This window comes from Thioalkalivibrio sp. ALMg13-2, from assembly GCF_000381185.1.
Taxonomy (GTDB): domain Bacteria; phylum Pseudomonadota; class Gammaproteobacteria; order Ectothiorhodospirales; family Ectothiorhodospiraceae; genus Thioalkalivibrio; species Thioalkalivibrio versutus.
In genome coordinates this window covers 37572-57185 of record NZ_KB906109.1, presented here as the reverse complement: position 1 = coordinate 57185, position 19614 = coordinate 37572, and the positions used below count along the sequence as shown (strand labels likewise).

Genomic DNA, 19614 nt, shown 5'->3' with positions numbered 1-19614 from the left:
CGCGAACGGACGCAGGTACCCATGAAGACGACGCAGATCACTATTCTCGGATCAACCGGCAGCATCGGGTTGAGTACGCTCGATGTCGTGGCGCGTCAGCCGGAACGCTTCCGCGTGTATGCCCTGACGGCGCATCGCAATGTGGAACGCATGCGCGCGCAGTGCCTGGCGCATCACCCGGAGGTGGCCGTGATGGTCGATCCCGATGCCGCCGAGGCTCTGCGCACGGCTTTGGCGGCGGTCGGCTCGCGTACCGAGGTGCGGGCGGGTGCGGAGGCCCTGGCTGAGGTCGCCCGGGAGCCCCGGGTCGACGCGGTGATGGCGGCGATCGTGGGCGCAGCCGGGCTGTTGCCGACGCTGGCCGCGGCCGAGGCGGGTAAACGGGTGCTGCTCGCCAACAAGGAGGCGCTGGTCATGTCCGGGGCCTTGCTGATGGATGCCGTGCGCCGCTCCGGTGCCTGTCTGCTGCCGATCGATTCCGAGCACAACGCGATCTTTCAGTGCCTTCCCAATGGCTACGTCTGCGCCGAGTCGGTGACACCGCACGGGGCACGCCGGATCTGGCTCACCGCATCGGGGGGGCCGTTTCGCGACCGTCCGCTGGACAGCTTTGCCGGGATTACGCCGGACGAAGCCTGCGCCCACCCCAACTGGGATATGGGGCGCAAGATCTCGGTGGACTCGGCGACCATGATGAACAAGGGGCTCGAGGTGATCGAGGCCTGCTGGTTGTTTGCCGTGGCGCCCTCGACGATTCAGGTGGTACTTCACCCACAGAGCATCGTGCATTCGATGGTGGCCTACGATGACGGGTCGGTGCTCGCGCAACTCGGCAACCCCGACATGCGCACACCGATCGCCCATGCGCTGGCCTGGCCCGAGCGTATGGAGTCGGGCGTTGAACCGCTGGATCTGCTCACGATGGGCAAGCTGGAATTCTCCGAGCCGGAAGCGGCGCGTTTCCCGGCGCTCGGTCTCGCCTACGCGGCACTGGAGCGTGGAGGGACGGCCACCGCGGTTCTCAACGCGGCCAATGAAGTGGCGGTGGATGCCTTCCTGGGAGAGCGCCTGGCCTTCAGCGAGATCCCGGCGGTGATCGCCACGACCCTGGAGGCGATCGAAGCCGAGGCGGCCGATTCGCTGGAGCGCGTCCTGGGTGCGGACCGGCGAGCTCGCGAGGTCGCGAGCGAGTATGTCGCGAACGCACGACCCGTCCTGTCATGACGTTCCTGACGAGCCTGCTGGCGTTTTCGGTGGCCATTGGCGTACTGGTGACCGTGCACGAATATGGGCACTACCTCGCCGCACGTCTGGTGGGGGTGAAGGTGCTGCGCTTCTCGGTGGGTTTCGGCCGGCCGATTTTCAAGCGCTACTTCGGGCGGGACCGGACGGAATTCGTGATTGCCGCATTGCCGCTGGGTGGCTACGTGAAGATGCTCGACGAGCGCGAGGGTCCGGTGGCGCAGGAAGAGGTCCCGCGGGCTTTCAACCAGAAAGGTCTTGGGGCCCGTACGTTCGTGGTGTCGGCCGGTCCGGCGGCGAATTTCCTGCTGGCGATCCTAGTATACGCCGTGATGTTCATGGTGGGTGTGGGCGGGATCAAGCCCATTCTCGGCGAGGTGGCGCCGGATACGCCGGCCGCCGAGGCAGGCCTCGAGCGGGGGCAGGAGATCCTGCGGGTGGGCGATCGTGAAGTGGCGGACTGGGAGCAGGCCAACCTGCGACTGCTGGACCATGCGGTTCGCGGCGAGGCGGTCACCCTGCTGCTGCGGGGCACGGACGGTCGAGAGATCGAGCGGGAGGTGGACCTGCGGGATCGTCAGGCGTTGCTGGCAGAGGGGCAGTTCCTCGACAAGCTGGGATTGCAGCCCTATCGGCCGATGCTGGAACCGCGGATCGGAGCCGTCGAGGGTGGGAGCCCGGCGGCGGCGGCCGGACTGGAGGTCGGGGATCGTGTGCTGGCAGTGGACGGCGAGCCGGTCGCGGACTGGAATCGCTGGGTCGAGGTGGTGCGTGCGCATCCAGAAGCCGATCTGCGGGTCACCGTGGAGCGCGACGGGCGCACCCTGGAACTACGGATGACGCCGGAGGCGACGGATCACGAGGGGGTGGCCATTGGCCGTATCGGCGCGGGCGTGGATACGGATCAATCGGCGGCACGGGACATGGCCGTACTGGTGCGCCAGGGTCCGGGATCGGCATTTGTCTCGGGGGCGGAGCGGACGTGGGATGTGACCGTCCTGACACTGGGCATCCTGTGGCGAATGATCACCGGGGATGCGTCGGTTAAAAATATCAGCGGACCGGTTACCATAGCCGAGTTTGCGGGGGTCTCGGCATTGATCGGGATTTCGGCGTTCCTGGGATTTCTCGGGCTGGTGAGCGTGTCGCTCGGGATCATCAATCTGCTGCCGATCCCGATGCTGGATGGCGGCCATTTGCTGTACTACGCCGCCGAGGCGGTGAAGGGCAGCCCGGTGTCGGAGCGCACCCAGATAATCGGTCAGCAGGTGGGTCTGCTGGCGATCGCGGGGCTGATGATACTGGCCCTGTACAATGATTTGACACGACTGTTCGGTTAGGCGAAGGCACGCTGGAGCCCATCCCGGGTGCCTCGATCAGCCCACCGAACGGCCTATTTTTTGGCGGAGAGCATGGCGCGAAACAGCTTGAGAGGAATGGCCCTGGTCGGTTTGCTGGGCCTGGCGGGGACGGCCTGGGGCCAGGCCTACGAGATCGAGGATATCGAGATCGAGGGGCTGGAACGGATCACCGCCGGTACCGCGCTCAGTTATCTGCCCGTGCAGGTTGGGGATACCTTCGACGACAATCGCAGTCCGGAGGTGATCCGCGAGCTGTTCCAGACCGGCTTCTTCGACGATGTGGAGATCGCCCGGCGCGGGGACGTCCTCGTTGTGATTGTCTCGGAACGCCCCGCGATCAACGAGATCAATTTTTCCGGTAACCGGGATATCCCCGACGAGGGCTTGCGCGAGGCGCTGGATTCGGCGGGCCTGCGTTCCGGGCGGGTATTCAACCGCACGATGCTGGACCGCATCGAGAGCGAGCTGCGCCAGCAGTATTTCGCGCGCGGGCGCTACAACGTCCAGGTCGATGTGGAGATCGTGGAACTGCCGCGTAACCGCGTGGACATCGAGATCGACATTACCGAAGGGCCGGTGGCCAAAATCCGCCAGGTCAATGTGGTGGGTAACGAGAGCTACTCGGGTCGTGAACTGACCCGGCGTTTCGAGTCCGGCGTGCCACGCTGGTGGGCCTTTTTCAGTCGGCGGGACAATTACTCACGCGAGAAGCTGTCCGGGGATCTGGAACAGCTGCGTTCGCATTATCTGGATCAGGGTTTCCTGGAGTTCGATATCGATTCCACTCAGGTGACGCTGACGCCGGACCGGCGGGATTTGTTTATCACCATCAACGTCGACGAGGGCGATCGCTATACGGTGACGGGTGTGGATCTCGCCGGGGAGTTCGTGATCCCGCGAGAGGAGCTGGAAAGCCTGATTGACGTGGACATCGATGCGCCGTTTTCGCGTAGTCAGGTGACCGAGTCCGCCGAACGGATCAGCGAACGCCTGACCCGGGAGGGTTTCGCGTTCGCCAACGTGAACCCGGTGCCCGACGTGGACGAGGACAACCGCGAAGTCGCGATCACGTTCTTCGTCGACCCGGGTCCGCGTGTCTACGTTCGGAACATCCGGATCACCGGCAATCAGAACACCGAGGAACGGGTGTATCGCCGCGAGATGCGGCAGATGGAGAGCGCCTGGTACAACGGGGCATTGGTCGAACGTTCCCGTGTGCGTGTCCAGCGGCTGCCGTTCGTCCAGAGCGTGAACGTGGAGACCGAGCGGGTCGCCGGCACCGATGACGAAGTAGACCTGAATATCACCGTGACCGAGCAGCAGTCCGGGGCCTTGTCGCTGGGCGCCGGGTTCTCGCAGAACCAGGGGCTGCTGCTGACCGCGAGCCTGACACAGGACAACTTCCTTGGGACCGGCAATCGCTTCTCCACCGAGGTGAGTACCAGCAAGGTCAACCAGCTGTTCCGGATGAGCGTCACCAATCCGCACTTCACCCCCTCCGGTGCGAGTCGCGGGTTCTCCGTGTTCTATCGCAAGATCGATGCCGAGGAGGCCAACATCTCGCGGTATTCATCCAACCGCTTTGGTTTCGACGTGACCTACGGGATTCCGCTGTCGGAGTTCGACCGGATTCAGGTGCGCCCGGGTTTCGAGAACATTGAAATCGAGACGGTCGAACGCTCCAATAATCGTATCGGAACCCCGGACGAGATCATCGACGAGCTGGACGAATTTGGCGATTCCGCGAACCTCTACAAGCTGGAGACAAGCTATATTCACGACACTCGGGACAGCACGACCTTCGCTTCGCAAGGCCGTCGTCATCGGGTCGGCCTGGAAGTCACGGTGCCGGGCAGTGACCGCGAGTTCTACAAGCTCACCTATTCGGGTCAGGAGATCTTCCGGCTGTCCGATCGGTACTCCTTCAGCCTCTCCGCCGGGCTCGCGTACGCGGATGGTTACGGAGGGGATGACGTCCCGTTCTACGAACGGCTGTTTGCCGGGGGCATTCGCTCGGTCCGCGGTTACGAGGACAACCAGCTGGGCGATCTGCGACCGATCCGCGATGGTCAGGTGGCGACGCGCGATTCCAATGATGATCCCTACGGTGGGCGTTTCCGGACTACGCTGTCCGCGGAATTGTTCTTCCCGATGCCGTTTGCGGCCGACAATGATGCAGTCCGCATGAGTACCTTTGTGGACGCGGGGAATGTGTTCCATGATGTGTCGGACTTTGATACCAGCGAGTTGCGGGCATCGGCGGGTGTGGCGGTGACCTGGTTCTCGCCGGTGGGGCCGCTGAGCTTCAGCGTGGCCGAGCCGTTCAACGATCAGCCTGGTGACGAGCTGCAGCGCTTCCAGTTCCTGCTGGGGGCCAGTTTCTGAGGATGATCGATGCAAGCGCATCGGGAGGCGTCATGAGATCCGGGATGGCCTGGTTCGCGGCGGTGATTCTCGTCGCCAGCGGATGGCTGGTAGTACCCGCTGTCGCCGGGGCGCAGAACGTGGCATTCGTGACGATGAACCGGATTCTCGAGGATTCGCCGCAGGCCGAAGATGCCATGCGCGAACTGGAGCGGGAGTTTTCGCCGCGCGATTCGGAGCTGGTGGCGGAACGTGAGGAGCTGCAGCGGCTGCGTGACCGGCTGGAACGTGACGGGGACCTGATGAACCCATCGGAACGGGCGGATCTGGAGCGGGAGTTCTCGCAACGTTCGCGCGAATTCCGGCGGGCGCAGGAGAGCTTCAGCGAAGACCTGAATGTACGCCGCAACGAAGAGCTGGCCAAACTGCAGCGACGGATCAACGATGCCATCGTCGATCTCGCCCGGGAACGCGACATTGATCTGATCCTGACCGAGCGCAACGTGCTGTATGCCAGTGACCGGATCGACATCACGGACGACATCCTTGCCACAATGCAGCGAGACTGACGGCGGGTATTCGGCCCGCGAGCTGGCGGAGGCGCTGGGCGGGCAGCTCACGGGCGATGACCAACGCCGCTTCACCGGGTTGAGCGCGCTGGCCACCGCAGGCCCCTGCGATCTGAGTTTTGTGACGGATGCCGGGCGTCATGCCGAGGCCCTGGCAGCGAGTGCCGCGGGTGTCATCCTGGTACCGGTGGCCGCGGGGCTGAAATCGACGGCTTCCCGAACCCTGATCCACCTGGATGATGTCTACCTGGGCTATGCCCGAGCGAGTCAGTGGCTGGGCAGGCCACGTCGCGCCCGAGCTGCGGGTGTCCATCCGGGTGCGTTTGTGGATCCCGAGTCCTCGGTTGCTCCCGACGCATTCGTGGGGCCTGGGGCGGTGATCGGCGCGGGGGCCACGGTGGGACCCCAGAGTGTCGTGGGGGCGCACTGCGTGGTGGGCGAGGGGGTGATGGTGGGGGCCGATACCTTCCTGCACCCCCGTGTGACCCTGCTTGAAGGCGTTGCGGTGGGGGATCGCTGCATCCTGCACAGTGGTTGCGTGATCGGGGCCGATGGCTTTGGCTTTGCCCCCGCAGGCGACCACGGTTGGGAGAAGATCGAACAGCTGGGCCATGTCGTGATCGGTTCCGATGTGGAAATTGGAGCGAACACGACCATCGATCGCGGGGCGTTGCGCGCGACGCGGATCGGTAGGGGTGTGAAGATCGACAACCTGGTTCATGTTGCCCATAACGTCGAGATTGGCGACCATACAGCCATCGCCGGCTGTGTGGGGATTGCGGGCAGTGCCCGGATCGGCGCGCATTGCGCAATCGGGGGCGGTGCCGGGATCCTTGGCCACCTGTCGATCGTGGATCACGTCACCATTCACGCGATGACCCTGGTCACGCGCTCCATTACGCGTCCGGGTCACTACGCCTCTGGAGTCCCGCATCAAGAGGCCCGGTTGTGGAATCGCATGCTGGCCCGACTGCGCCGTCTGGCGCGTTAGGCAAGCGAGGGGCGATCAATCGGCCCTGGTAGTAACTGGCCTTGCCGCGTGTGGGGAGGCCGAGTCGAACGTCGTATTGCACGTCCCGCGCAGCGGTCCGGATGCGGCACAACAAGATCAAGAGAAAGGACACCGGCGTGGATGACTTTAATGTCCAGGAGATCATGCGCTACCTGCCGCATCGTTACCCGTTCCTGATGGTGGATCGGGTGCTGGAGTGGGAGGCGGGCAGCTATCTGACGGGGATCAAGAACGTCAGCATCAACGAACCGTATTTCCAGGGGCACTTCCCGATCAAGCCGGTGATGCCCGGGGTTCTGATCCTCGAGGCCCTGGCACAGGCCACCGGCCTGCTTGCGTTCAAGACCGAAGAGGCGCGTAACGAGAACCAGGACAAGCAGCAGCTATACCTGTTTGTCGGGATCGACGAGGCGCGTTTCCGGCGCCAGGTGGTACCCGGGGATCAACTCCACCTGCGGGTCGATCTGAAGCGCACGGTGCGGGGCATCTGGCGCTTCGACGCGGTCGCGAAGGTGGGCGACGACGTGTGCGCCACGGCGCAGCTCATGTGTTCCGGTCAGGAAATCCCGGCGTGATCGATCCGCGCGCGGACGTCCACCCGAGTGCCGAGATCGACAGCTCGGTGACGATCGGGCCGTTCTCGGTCATCGGTGCCAATGTGAAGATCGGCGCGGATACCTGGGTGGGCCCGCATGTGGTGATCAATGGACCGACCGAGATCGGGCGGGAAAACCGAATCTTTCAGTTCTCCTCGATCGGGGAGGAGCCACAGGACACCAGCTATCGGGGTGAACCCACGCGGCTGATCATCGGCGATCGCAATGTGATTCGGGAGTCGGTAACGCTGCACCGAGGAACCGAGAAGGGCCTGGGTGAGACGGTCATCGGGCACGACAACCTGATCATGGCGTATGTCCACATCGCGCACGACTGCACCATCGGGAACGGCATCATCTTCTCCAATGCCACTTCGCTTGCCGGGCACGTGGAGATCCAGGATCACGCAACGCTGGGTGGGTTCACCCTGGTGCATCAGTTCTGTCGCGTGGGCACCTACGCCTTCACCAGCATGGGTGCGGCGCTGAACCGTGACCTCCCGCCGTATTGCCTGGCGAGCGGCAACTATGCGCGGTTGATCGGGATCAACAAGGTTGGCCTCAAGCGCAACGGTTTCTCCAATGACGCCATTCAGGCGCTGCACCGGGTATTCATCCAGGGAATGCGTGGACGCGCCGGGCGCGAGAGTCATCTGGACGCCATGTTCGAGGAGACCGAGGTGCCCGAAGTGCGCAATCTGATCGGTTTCGTGCGCGGCAGTCGTCGCGGCATTCTGCGCGGCGGTCGTCCGCACTGACGCGGTCGCCGCGGGACAGAACCCTGCGTGCTGCCCAAGCGTTTGCCCCCAAACGAACCGTCGCCCTTAAATCGCCTTCTCGTTGTCCCTTAGTTGGCCGTGGTGCAGGAGTTCCTGCGCCATTTCGGCCACGCGGCGGTCGGCTCCACCATTGCCCAGGCGATCGCGCACCTGTGCCAGGCGATCGCGCAGCGCTTCCAAGGCCGCGGGGCGGTCGAGCAGATCCGCGGCGTCGCGGGCCAGGCGCTCGGCGGTGGCTTGCTGTTGCAGGTATTCGGGCACCAGGCGCTCGCCGCCCACGATGTTGACCAGGGCGATGTTCTCGACCCGCACGAGACGCGAGAAGACGGCGTGGCTCAGGGTGCCCATGCGGTAGAACACCAGCATCGGGGCCTGGAGCAGACCGGCCTCCAGGGTTGCCGTGCCCGAGGTGATCAGCAATAGATCCGCCCCCGCCATCAGGGAGTGGGTGGCGGTGTCGCCGCCCACGAAATGGACGGGGAGATCGTCACAGGTGGCGAGGGCCCCCAAGTGTTCCGTGGTGACCCCCGGCGCCATGGAGGCCACGAACTGGATGTCCGGGTGCGATACGTGGAGGCGGCGGGCGGTGTCCACGAGCATGGGCCAGTGGCGCTTCAGTTCGCCGTTGCGGCTGCCGGGGAGAAGCCCGACCAGGCGCGTATTGGCCGCGAGGCCAAGCTGTTCACGAATCGGCTGTTGGGGCGGCTGCACCCGATCCACAAGCGGGTTTCCGACATAGCGTACTGGCACCCCGGCCTTCTCGTAGACGTCGGTCTCGAAGGGAAAAAGTACCGCCATCGCGTCCACGCTGCGCTGGATGCGCTTGATCCGGCCCGAACGCCACGCCCACAGTTGCGGGCTGACATAGAACAGCACGCGGATACCGAGGCGGCGGGCGTGGGCGGCCAGGCGCAGGTTGAACTCCACGTAGTCCACCAGGACCAGCAGGTCCGGGCGTTGGGTCTCCAAATGCTGGCACATGCGCCGGAACAGGCGGCGCAGGCGCGGGTAGTTGACCAGCACATCAACCAGGCCCACCACGGCCAGTTCGGAGACGTCGATCAGGGTGTCGACCCCAGCGGCGCGCATCTGCGTCCCGCCCATGCCCGTGTAGCGGAGACCGGGCTCCAGTGCCGAGAGTTCGTGGACCAGCCCCGCCCCGAGAGCGTCACCGGAGCTCTCGCCGGCGCAGATCACGACATGCTGCGTCATGACCGGTTGAGCCCCCCTGTGGAAGCGATGTCGCGTGGCGTCACGCGAGGGCGGCGCGGATCTTCCCGCAGATCATGTCGATAGTCGCATCCTCGAGTTCCGGGAACACCGGCAGGGACAGACAGCGCGCGGCGACGTCTTCGGTGACGGGCAGCGATTCCGGCCGGTTCGGGAGATCGGCGAAGGCCTTTTGCTGATGCAGGGGTACCGGGTAGTAGATCGCGCAGGCCACGTCCGCGGCCTTGAGCGCCTCCATGATCGCGTCGCGGTGTTCGGTCAGCAGCGTGTACTGGTGGTAGACGTGGACCCCGATGCCGTCCTCGAACGGCACTTCGACCGGCAGCCCGGCCAGGCCGTCGCGATAACGTGCCGCCACCTGGCGGCGTTCGGCGTTGTAGGTGTCGATATGCGGCAGCTTCACCCGCAGGATCGCCGCCTGCATCTCGTCCAGCCGGCTGTTGTAGCCGATCTCGTCGTGGTAGTAGCGCACGCTGGAACCGTGGTTGCGCAATCGGCGCAGGGTATCGGCGGCAGACGGGCAGTTGGTGGTCACCAGACCCCCGTCGCCGAAGGCCCCGAGGTTCTTGCTGGGGAAGAACGAAAAACAGCCGAAGGCGGTGGCCGCGCCGGTCTGTACGCCATCGACCGTCGCGCCGAAGGACTGTGCGCAATCCTCGACGATCATCACCTTGTGTTTCTCGGCGATGGCCTGCAGGCGCGGCATGTCGGCCGGCTGGCCGAACAGGTGGACCGGCAGGATCGCGCGGGTGCGCTCGGTGATGGCCGCCTCGACCTGGTCCGGGTCGATGTTGAAGGTCCGCGGGTCGATGTCCACGAATACCGGGTCGGCCCCGACATAACGGATCGCCTCGGCGGTGGCAATGAAGGTAAACGGGGTGGTGATGACCTCGTCGCCCGGGCCGATGCCGGCCGCGGCCAGCGCCAGATGCAGGGCATCCGTGCCGGAGGCACAGGTGATCGCGTGTTCCACGCCCAGGTACTCGGCGAGCTCCTGTTCCAGGGTCTGGACGTTGGGGCCGAGGATAAAGCGCGCACCGGCCAGCACCTCCTGTAGCGCGGCATCGATTTCGGGGCGCAGGGTCTGGTACTGGCGCTGCAGGTCGACCATCGGGATCACGGCTTGACTCCTTCGAGGTGGCTGTGCGGACCGTCGGCCCGGCTCATGATGTTCAGGTTCTCGTAGACCAGGTCGGTGATGCGGCTGGCCGTTTCCAGGGCCCGCTGGCCGTCACGGCCGCTGACCACGACCGGCCCCTGACCGCGCACGGCGGCGACAAAGGCCTGGATCTCGGCCAGCAGGGCATCCGCCTCGTCGAAGACACTCTCCGTGCGGTGAATCGCAGGGGCTCCCGTCTCCGGATCGGGTTCGCCAATATGGTTCAGCGACAGGATGCGGTTCTGGAAGTCCACCGAGGCGTAGGCATGTGACTGGAAGATGCGCATGCGCCGCTCGGACTTGGTGCTGATGCGACTGGAGGTCACGTTGGCTACGCAGCCGTCCGCGAATTCCAGCCGGGCATTGGCGATGTCGATGTCGCCGGTCAGCACGCGTGCGCCGGAGGCGCGAATCTCGGTCAGCGGGGCATCCACCAGCGACAGGATGATGTCGATGTCGTGGATCATCAGATCGAGCACGACCGACACGTCGGTGGCGCGCGGCTTGTAGGGTGCCAGGCGGTGCGACTCGATGAACCGCGGGTGCAGCGGGGTCTCGGTCAGTCGGCGCAGTGCGGCATTGAAGCGTTCCAGGTGCCCGACCTGGAGGACCACGCCCTGTTGCTCGGCGATCCGGTTCAGCGTCTCGGCCTGCTCCAGGGTGGCGGTAATCGGCTTCTCGACCAGAACATGACAACCGGCCTCGAGGAAGTCCCGGGCGATGTCGAAGTGCAGGGTGGTCGGCGCGGCGATGGAGACCGCATCGACCTGACCGATCAGGGCGCGATGGTCGGTCTCCGCGCGGCAGCCGTGCTCCGCCGCGACGCGGCTGGCGGTTTCGGAATCGGCATCGACTACGGCAACCAGTTCGGTGTCCGGCAGCGCGGCGTATTTGGCGGCATGCCATTTGCCAAGATGGCCCACGCCGATGGCGGCGCAGCGTAACGGAGATTGGGACATGAGTAGGCTCGGATCCGGAGGGGGTGTGCTAGGATTTTCGGCGCTATTGTAACGGATCCCCGGCGCGGCGCATGTTCGCGTTCGGGCGATTGCCCGCAGTTCACCGTGGTGGAGACTCCATGTCCGATTTAGAGGCAGCGCAGCGCTACGTCGCCGGCGTGGACGAAGTGGGGCGCGGGCCGCTGGCCGGGCCGGTCGTGGCGGCCGCCGTCATCCTGCCGGAAGGCTACACCTGCCCCGGCCTGACCGACTCCAAGAAGCTCAGCGCGAAACGCCGCGAGACGCTGGACGTGCAGATCCGTGCCGACGCGCTGGCATGGTCGCTGGGCCGGGCCGAGGCCGCGGAGATCGATGAACTGAACATCCATCATGCGACGCTGCTCGCCATGCAGCGGGCGGCGGCCGGGCTCGCCATTGCGCCGGCACATCTGCTGGTGGACGGGCGCTTCACACCGCAGGGTCCCTGGACTGCCGAGGCGATCGTCGGCGGGGATGGCTCGGTGGCTGCGATCAGCGCCGCCTCCATCGTCGCGAAGGTGGCGCGCGACGGCTGGTTGCGCGATCTGCATCACGATTACCCCGATTACGGCTTCGATCGCCATTCCGGCTACCCCACGGTGGCGCATCGTGAGGCCCTGGAACGGTTGGGGCCGTGCCCGCAACACCGCCGTAGTTTTGGCCCGGTCGCGCGTGCGCTGGCGGCGCGTGAACAGGAGATGGGGGCATGAGCGAAGGCCATACCGGTTTCGTGCACCTGCGGGTGCATTCGGAGTATTCCCTGATCGACGGGCTGGTCCGCCTGAAGCCACTGGTGAACGCGGTGGCCGAGGGCGGGATGCCGGCCGTCGCAGTGACCGATCACTGCAACCTGTTCGGGCTGGTAAAGTTCTACCGTGCAGCGATCGCAAAGGGTGTGCAGCCCATCATCGGTGCGGACGTTCTGGTGCGCGATGCCCGCGCCGACGGCAGCCTGGCACGCATGACCCTGCTGGCGCAGAACGACCCGGGTTATCGCAATCTGACCCGGCTGATCTCGCGCGCCTGGCAGGAGGGTCAGGAGAAGGGCATTCCGCGAGTGGACTGCGCCTGGCTGGATGCGGCCGCCGAGGGTTTGATCGCATTGTCTGGCGGGATCGACGGGTTATTCGTGAACGGTTCGGGGGCCGCGCGCGCGCTATTGGCCGAGGATCTCGAGCCGTGGATGCAGCGCTTCCCGGGTCGCTTCTATCTGGAACTGGTGCGCAGCGACCGCCCGGGCGAAGAGGCCTGGATCGAACAGGCGCTGGCCGCGGCCGAGGCGTTCGATCTGCCGGTGGTGGCCACCAATGATGTTCGCTTCCTGCGGCCCGAGGACTTCGAGGCCCACGAGGCGCGCGTCTGCATCCATGACGGCGTGACTCTGGACGACCCACGGCGCCCGCGCCGTTACTCGGAGGCGCAGTACCTGCGTACCGCGGAGGAGATGGCGGAGCAGTTCGCGGATATCCCCGAGGCCCTGGCCAACAGCGTGGCGATCGCCCGGCGCTGTTCGGTGAGCCTGACCCTGGGCGAGTCGGTCCTGCCGGACTTCCCGGTTCCCGAGGGCTATACGGTCGAAGACCACCTGCGCGAGACCTCGGCGCAGGGGTTGGCAGGGCGCCTGGAGCGCTTCTGCTTCGCGCCGGCGGCGGATTACGAGGCGCGCTTGCAGCGCGAGCTGGATGTGATCTGCCAGATGGGCTTCCCAGGCTACTTCCTGATCGTGGCGGACTTCATCCAGTGGGCCAAGGACAATGGCATCCCCGTGGGCCCGGGGCGTGGCTCCGGTGCGGGGTCCCTGGTGGCCTATGCACTGGGCATTACCGACCTGGATCCATTGCGTTACGATCTTCTGTTCGAGCGATTTCTAAACCCTGAACGTGTCTCCATGCCCGACTTCGATGTCGACTTCTGCATGGAGCGACGCGACGACGTCATCGACTACGTCGCCGAGCGCTACGGGCGCGACAAGGTCTCGCAGATCATCACCCACGGCACCATGGCCGCCAAGGCGGTGGTACGCGACGTCGGGCGTGTGCTGGGCCATGGCTACGGCTTCGTCGACCGCATTGCCAAGCTGATCCCGTTCGAGCTGGGCATGACCCTGCAAAAGGCCCTGACCGAGAGCGCGGACCTCAAGACGCAGTACGACGAAGACGAGGAGGTGCGCGCGATCATCGATCTCGCGCAGAAACTCGAGGGCCTCACCCGGAACGCGGGCAAGCATGCCGGCGGGGTGGTGATTGCGCCGTCGGCGCTGACCGATTTCTCGCCGCTGTACTGCGAGGACGATGGCGGCTCGCTGGTGACCCACTTCGACAAGGATGACGTCGAGGCGGTCGGTCTGGTGAAGTTCGACTTCCTCGGCCTGCGCACGCTCACCATCATCGACTGGGCGGTGGACAACATCCGCAAGATGGATGCCGCGGTACAGGTCGATCTCGACGCCATCCCGCTGGATGACGCCGAGACCTTCCGCCTGCTGAAGGACTACCAGACCACCGCCGTGTTCCAGCTGGAATCCGGAGGCATGAAGGACCTGATCCGTCGCCTGCAGCCGGACAGCTTCGAGGAGATCATCGCGCTGGTGGCGCTCTACCGCCCGGGCCCGCTGCAGTCGGGCATGGTGGACGACTTCATCGACCGCAAGCACGGTCGTGCCCAGGTGGAATACCCGCATCCGGATCTGGAACCCATTCTCCAGCCCACCTACGGCGTGATCCTGTACCAGGAGCAGGTGATGCAGATCGCCCAGGTGTTGGGCAATTACACCCTGGGCGGCGCGGACCTGCTGCGCCGCGCGATGGGCAAGAAGAAGCCCGAGGAGATGGCCAAGCAGCGCGAGATCTTCCTCGAGGGGGCACTGGGGCGCGGTGTGGATGAAGGGGTTGCGACCTACATCTTCGACCTGATGGAGAAATTCGCCGGCTACGGCTTCAACAAGTCGCACTCCGCCGCGTATGCCCTGGTTGCCTACCAGACCGCCTGGCTCAAGGCGCATTATCCGGCGCCGTTCATGGCGGCGGTGCTGTCCGCGGACATGGACAACACCGACAAGGTGGTGGGGCTGATCGAGGAATGCCGCAACATGGGCCTGGAGGTCCTGCCGCCGGACGTCAATCAGTCGGACTACCGTTTTACCTGCCACGATGCACAGACCGTGGTGTACGGCCTGGGCGCGATCAAGGGCGTCGGGGAGTCGGCCATCGACACCCTGCTCAAGGCGCGCGGCGAGGGCGGCGAATTTCACGGGCTGGTGGACCTGTGCCAGCGGGTGGATCTCGGCAAGCTGAACAAGCGTGTGCTGGAGACGCTGGTGCGCGCCGGCGCGATGGATCGGATCGGCGCCAACCGTGCGACGCTGCTGAACGACATCCCGATGGCGGTCGCGGCAGCCGAACAGAGCGAGCGCAATGCCAATCTGGGTGTGGTGGACCTGTTCGGGGATCCGGCCGCGGCCGTGATCCCGGATAGCGCGACCCTGGCCGAGATGGAGGACGACGATCGTCTGCGCGGCGAGAAGGACACCCTGGGGCTTTATCTGACCGGTCACCCGGTGGAGCGCTACCGCGCCGAGTTGCTGCGCCTGACCGGCACCACGCTGCAGGCGCTGGAGGCCAAGCTGGAGGATCGCCCGGACGAGCCCCAGGGCCAGAAATGGCGGGGCAAGCAGGAAACCGTGCGCATCGCCGGGCTGATTGTCGGGGTGCGGGTGCGCAACACGCAGAGCGGCCGCATGGGCATCGTCACCCTGGATGACCGCAGCGGGCGGGCCGAGGTGGTGCTGTTCAACGACGACTTCACCACCTACAAGGACCGCCTGGAGCCGGACGCCCTGCTGGTCGCGGAGGGTACGGTCACGCTCGACGACTATGCCGGCGGGATCCGCATGCGGGCCCGTACCGTGTACAGCCTGGACGAAGCGCGGGTCCAGTGGGCCCGCGCGCTGCACCTGTGCCTGGAAGGGGTGGTTCCCGAGCAGGTGGCCCATCTGCGTGGGCTGATGGAGCCGCATCGTGAGGGGCCTTGCCGCGTGCACCTGTGCTATCGCCGCGACGGGCTGGAGGCGGATATCAGCCTGCCGGAGGGGTGGACCATCCGCCCGGACGAGCGGCTGTTGCGTGGCATTCAGCAGTCCCTGGGTCCGGGTTGCGAGGCCGAGGTGCTCTACGGCCGATAGCTGGAAACAAGGCGTCGCCGCACCTGTATTGGAGCGGGGATCGCCGCAATTGGTTACAATTCGCGTCCTTCGTCGGTATCCACAACCAAGTCTTCGGGACCCTGCATGAATCCGGACTTTCTCGACTTCGAACAGCCCATTGCCGAACTGGAAGCGAAGATCCGCGATCTGCGCTACGTCGGCGACGATGCCGAGGTCAACATCCAGGAAGAGATCCAGCGCCTGGAAGGCAAGTGCCGGTCTTTGACCGAGAGCACCTTCGCCAAGCTGACCCCGTGGCAGGTCTCGCAGATGTCGCGGCATCCGCGGCGACCCTACACCCTTGACTACATTCCCGACTTGTTCGACGAGTTCGAGGAACTGCATGGCGACCGGGCGTTTGGCGACGACCCGGCGATCGTGGGCGGCGTGGCGCGCCTGGACGGGCGGCCGGTGATGCTGATCGGGCACCAGAAGGGGCGTCAGACCCGCGACAAGGTCTACCGCAATTTCGGCATGCCGCGCCCGGAGGGCTACCGCAAGGCCCTGCGCTTGATGGAGATGGCCGAGCGCTTTCGCATGCCCGTGCTCACCTTCATCGACACGCCGGGTGCCTACCCGGGCGTGGGGGCGGAAGAACGCGGCCAGAGCGAGGCCATCGCGCGCAACCTGCGAGTGATGGCGCGCCTGGACACGCCGATCATTGCCACGGTGATCGGCGAAGGCGGCTCCGGTGGGGCCCTCGCGATCGGGGTGGGCGACGCCACCCTGATGCTGCAGTACTCGACCTACTCGGTGATTTCGCCGGAGGGCTGTGCCTCCATCCTCTGGAAGAGCGCCGAAAAGGCCTCGGAGGCCGCGGAGGCCCTGGGCATCACGTCGGAACGCCTGCGCGAGCTGGGGCTGGTGGACCGCATCGTGCCGGAACCCCTGGGCGGTGCCCACCGCGACCCCGACACCATGTCCTCCAGTCTGCGCGCCGCGCTTCTGGAAACCCTGGACGGCCTGGAAGGGCTGGACCCGGGCAAGCGCCTGGAGCGGCGCTATCGCCGGCTGATGGATTACGGTGCCTTCCAGGAAGCCGCTTCCTGATCCCGGTGCCGGGGCGCTCGATCCTGTAGCCGCGGCGTTGCGGGACTTCCTCCAGGCGCATCCCGGCTATCGTCAGGTGCGCATCGCCTTCAGCGGCGGCCTCGATTCGACCGTTCTGCTCCACACTGCGGTGCGCCTGGGTATCCCTAACCTCGAGGCCATGCACGTGGATCATCGCCTGCGTCCGGACTCCGGCGAGCAGGTCGAGCACTGCCGCGCATTCGCGCAGGCACTGAACTGCCCGTTCCGGCTCCGTACCCTCGATTCTCTCGACACCCGTGGCTTCGGCGTGGAGGCCGCGGCGCGCGAGGCACGCTACGCGATGCTGCGCGAAGGGCTGGGCGAGACGGGCATCATCCTTGCCGCGCAGCATGCGGACGATCAGGCCGAAACGTTCCTGCTGGCCGCCCTGCGCGGCAGCGGGCCCGAAGGGCTGCAGGCCATGCGGCCGCTGCGCCGCGAGGGCGAGACCTGGCTGGGGCGACCCTTGCTGGGCCTGCCCCGCGAGGCACTGGCCGCCTTGGCGGAGCAGGAGGGCCTCGACTGGTATGACGATCCCAGCAATCAAGATCCCCGATTCGACCGCAATTTCCTGCGCCAGTCGGTGCTGCCCTTGTTGCAGGAGCGATTTGATGGCGCGGCCGGACTGGCGCGCGCTGCCGCCTGGCAGCAGGAGGCGGTCGGGCAATCCCGTCAGCACTTTTCCGGGCTACTGAAAGGGCTGCGAGACCCGCTGGACGGTAGCCTGGATCTCCGCGCCTTGCGCGCGCTCGACTCGAGTACCCAGCGCGGGCTGCTACGGCACTGGCTGCGCGAGCAGGGCCTTCGTCCGCCCGGCCACGACCGCCTGGGTGAATTCCTGCGCCAGGTCCTCGTGGACAACCCCGAGGCCTCCCCCGCCGTGGAATGGGATGGCGGATGGATGCGGCGTTATCGCGATCAGCTGCACGCCGGGCCGAAGGAGGAGGCTGCAGGTCCGCCGCCCGAACAGCCCTGGCCGGCCGGTCAGCCGGAACTGGTTCTGGCAGACGGGCGCCGCCTGACCCGGGAGATGCTGCCGCGGCTCGGCGTTGACCGCGAGGCCGCCCTCACCGTTAGCTATCGAAGCGGGGGCGAGGTGGTCGCCACCCCCGCCGGGCGCCGATCCCTGAAAAAGCTGATGCAGGAGCGCGGGATCGCCCCCTGGGAACGCAGCCGGATTCCGCTTTTGTGTCAGCTGGATGGAGCGATTGTGGCGGTGCTCTGGCCCGGGATGGTTCACGCTGGGAGTTGACGCGCCCGTCCAAATCGGACAATTCTTGGGTCGTATTCAGGGGTGCGGGTGAGCGGTACGTGACAGGTTTCGCGGCACAGTGCGGACGACGTACGGGCATGGGGGTGCTGGCGGCCGGGATGTTGCTGGCCGCGCCTCTGGCCGCGGATTCGCTGATGCTCACGACCGAGAGCTACCCCCCGTTCAATTTCGAGACGGAAACCGGCGAGCTGGACGGGATCTCCATCCGGGTGATGGATGCCCTGCTGGATGCAGCCCAGGTGGACGCCGAGATCCGCCTGCTGCCGTGGAGTCGGGCCTACGCCGAGGCTCAGTCGGAACCGGGTACCTGCGTCTTTTCCACCACGCGCACCTCCGAACGCGAAGACCTGTTCACCTGGGTCGGGCCTCTCGTGGAAAACCAGTGGCATGCGTTTGTGCTTGAAGATGCCAAGGTGGATGCGCAGTCTCTGGAGGATCTGGAACGCTACCGCGTCGGGGGCTATCGAGACGATGCCGTCGCGCTCTTCGTGGAGGGCCGGGGCATCCCCGTGGATACCGCACCGAATGACCGGCTGAATGCGCGCAAGCTCGCGGCCAACCGGATCGACGTATGGGTCAGCGGCGAGCATCTGGCCCCCTGGTATGCCCGCCAGGAGGGGATCGGGGAACTCCGGTCCCTGTTCGCGTTCAACGATACCGTGATGTCCCTGGCCTGCCACCCGGAAACCGCGCGAGCCCCGCTGGATCGCATGCAGGAGGAACTGGATGCGATGCGCGCGGACGGGCGCTATGCGGCCATCGTGCAGGATGTCCTGGACAGTAATGGAGAGCGCAATGACTGACGCAGCCGAGGCCCGGACGGAATCGTCGGCCCTGATCGCCGAGGAGGTGCTGGGCTTTCAGCGCAACATGACGCGGCGCGGCATCATCTTTTCGTTCACTGGCTACATTTCCGAGGGCATCCTGAAGGCCCTGGGGGATGCGCTGCGGCAGAAAATCCGACTGGAGTCCACCGATACGAAGACCGTGAACCGCGTCTTCTCCGTGTTCGTGGAACAGGTGCAGAACGTGATTCGCTATTCAGCCGAGCGTATCGAGCACGATGCGGAGCCCCCCGTCGAGCTGAGCTCCGGGATGATTACCGTCGGGTCGGAAAACGGCCGCTTCTTCGTTATTTGCGGCAATGTGATCGGGCGCAAGGATGCCGACACCCTGGCCGTGCGCCTGCGTGAGCTCGCGGGCATGGACAGCGATGAGTTGCGCCGTTTTTACAAGGAAAAGCTGCGGGAACCACCGGACGAAGGCAGCAAGGGCGGCAGCATCGGCCTGATCGAGATCGCACGCCGCGCAAGCGAGCCCATCCAGTTCGACTTTCAGCATCTCTCCGATGCGCAATCCTATTTTGTCCTGAAGGCCTATATCTGATGGCAGTCGTCGAGACCATTGAACACGAGGCAACCGACCGGACCCCGGCTGTCGTTTTCGATTTCGCGGCGGGGCAGTACCGGCTGTCCGGCGAGTCGTATCCGGAAGATGCCGCGAACTTCTACGGCCCGCTGACTCAGGGGTTGCGGCAGGCGGTCGAGGACCGGGCCAGCGACGAGGTGGAGTTCACCGTGGAGATGATCTACTTCAACAGTTCGACTGCGAAGGCCTTGATGAACATGTTCCAGATCCTGGAAGACGGCGCCGAGTCGGGTCTGAACGTACGGATCAACTGGTGTTACCACGATGACGACGAGACCATGGAGGAGTTCGGCGAAGACTTCTCCGAAGATTTCGAACACGCTGACTTCCGAATGTGTCCGCTGACATGAAG

Annotated in this window: 17 protein-coding genes; 14 read left to right on the top strand and 3 right to left on the bottom strand. The window is 65.5% G+C overall.

Annotation, left to right across the window (positions count from 1 at the left end; all coding sequences use genetic code 11):
• Positions 1-21 precede the first annotated feature (21 nt).
• The 7 genes from ispC to lpxA all read left to right on the top strand — a co-directional run bounded on the left by ispC (position 22) and on the right by lpxA (position 7902).
• Positions 22-1224 (top strand): 1-deoxy-D-xylulose-5-phosphate reductoisomerase, encoded by a 1203-nt coding sequence (gene ispC, locus F618_RS0108305; protein WP_018145578.1) that lies wholly within the window; start codon positions 22-24, stop codon positions 1222-1224.
• Positions 1221-2582 carry an RIP metalloprotease RseP gene (gene rseP / locus F618_RS0108300; protein ID WP_019568287.1) on the top strand — a complete coding sequence of 454 codons (1362 nt, stop codon included), beginning with the start codon at positions 1221-1223 and terminating at the stop codon, positions 2580-2582. Before ispC ends, rseP begins: the two co-directional genes overlap by 4 nt.
• Before the next feature lie 72 nt (positions 2583-2654).
• The gene (gene bamA / locus F618_RS0108295; protein WP_369772993.1) at positions 2655-4988 is read left to right on the top strand and encodes an outer membrane protein assembly factor BamA; all 2334 of its coding nucleotides are present in this window, start codon (positions 2655-2657) and stop codon (positions 4986-4988) included.
• 44 nt (positions 4989-5032) lie between these two features.
• Entirely contained in the window at positions 5033-5536 is a 504-nt protein-coding gene (locus F618_RS0108290; protein ID WP_018176726.1) for an OmpH family outer membrane protein, read from the top strand.
• Positions 5514-6527, top strand: coding sequence for a UDP-3-O-(3-hydroxymyristoyl)glucosamine N-acyltransferase (lpxD, locus tag F618_RS0108285; protein ID WP_018176727.1), 1014 nt, complete (start codon positions 5514-5516; stop codon positions 6525-6527). Before F618_RS0108290 ends, lpxD begins: the two co-directional genes overlap by 23 nt.
• 101 nt (positions 6528-6628) lie before the next feature.
• Positions 6629-7123 (top strand): 3-hydroxyacyl-ACP dehydratase FabZ, encoded by a 495-nt coding sequence (gene fabZ / locus F618_RS0108280; RefSeq protein WP_018145583.1) that lies wholly within the window; start codon positions 6629-6631, stop codon positions 7121-7123.
• Positions 7120-7902, top strand: a complete 783-nt coding sequence (lpxA, locus tag F618_RS0108275; protein WP_018145584.1) for an acyl-ACP--UDP-N-acetylglucosamine O-acyltransferase — start codon at positions 7120-7122, stop codon at positions 7900-7902. Before fabZ ends, lpxA begins: the two co-directional genes overlap by 4 nt.
• Before the next feature lie 66 nt (positions 7903-7968).
• Here lpxA and lpxB read toward each other — a convergent pair whose 3' ends face one another.
• The 3 genes from lpxB to F618_RS0108260 are packed head-to-tail and all read right to left on the bottom strand — an operon-like array spanning position 7969 to position 11271.
• The gene (gene lpxB, locus F618_RS0108270; RefSeq protein WP_019568285.1) at positions 7969-9135 is read right to left on the bottom strand and encodes a lipid-A-disaccharide synthase; all 1167 of its coding nucleotides are present in this window, start codon (positions 9133-9135) and stop codon (positions 7969-7971) included.
• A 40-nt stretch (positions 9136-9175) separates the two neighbouring features.
• Positions 9176-10273 (bottom strand): DegT/DnrJ/EryC1/StrS aminotransferase family protein, encoded by a 1098-nt coding sequence (locus F618_RS0108265; protein ID WP_019568284.1) that lies wholly within the window; start codon positions 10271-10273, stop codon positions 9176-9178.
• On the bottom strand, positions 10270-11271 hold the full coding sequence (locus F618_RS0108260) for a Gfo/Idh/MocA family protein (RefSeq protein WP_019568283.1): 1002 nt from the start codon (positions 11269-11271) through the stop codon (positions 10270-10272). Before F618_RS0108260 ends, F618_RS0108265 begins: the two co-directional genes overlap by 4 nt.
• 119 nt (positions 11272-11390) lie before the next feature.
• Between F618_RS0108260 and rnhB the strand changes: the two genes are divergently transcribed.
• The 7 genes from rnhB to F618_RS0108225 all read left to right on the top strand — a co-directional run bounded on the left by rnhB (position 11391) and on the right by F618_RS0108225 (position 19612).
• On the top strand, positions 11391-11999 hold the full coding sequence (gene rnhB / locus F618_RS0108255) for a ribonuclease HII (RefSeq protein ID WP_018145588.1): 609 nt from the start codon (positions 11391-11393) through the stop codon (positions 11997-11999).
• Positions 11996-15469 carry a DNA polymerase III subunit alpha gene (dnaE, locus tag F618_RS0108250; RefSeq protein WP_019568282.1) on the top strand — a complete coding sequence of 1158 codons (3474 nt, stop codon included), beginning with the start codon at positions 11996-11998 and terminating at the stop codon, positions 15467-15469. The genes rnhB and dnaE overlap by 4 nt, the downstream gene beginning before the upstream one ends.
• Before the next feature lie 105 nt (positions 15470-15574).
• Entirely contained in the window at positions 15575-16540 is a 966-nt protein-coding gene (locus F618_RS0108245; RefSeq protein WP_019568281.1) for an acetyl-CoA carboxylase carboxyltransferase subunit alpha, read from the top strand.
• A gap of 76 nt (positions 16541-16616) precedes the next feature.
• Positions 16617-17813, top strand: a complete 1197-nt coding sequence (gene tilS, locus F618_RS0108240; protein WP_026331196.1) for a tRNA lysidine(34) synthetase TilS — start codon at positions 16617-16619, stop codon at positions 17811-17813.
• A gap of 98 nt (positions 17814-17911) precedes the next feature.
• A complete protein-coding gene (locus F618_RS0108235) occupies positions 17912-18637 on the top strand; it encodes an ABC transporter substrate-binding protein (protein ID WP_019562560.1) in 726 nt (241 codons plus the stop codon).
• A complete protein-coding gene (locus F618_RS0108230; RefSeq protein WP_018145593.1) occupies positions 18630-19220 on the top strand; it encodes a SiaB family protein kinase in 591 nt (196 codons plus the stop codon). Before F618_RS0108235 ends, F618_RS0108230 begins: the two co-directional genes overlap by 8 nt.
• A complete protein-coding gene (locus F618_RS0108225) occupies positions 19220-19612 on the top strand; it encodes a DUF1987 domain-containing protein (protein WP_018938619.1) in 393 nt (130 codons plus the stop codon). Before F618_RS0108230 ends, F618_RS0108225 begins: the two co-directional genes overlap by 1 nt.
• The last annotated feature ends 2 nt before the right edge of the window (positions 19613-19614 follow it).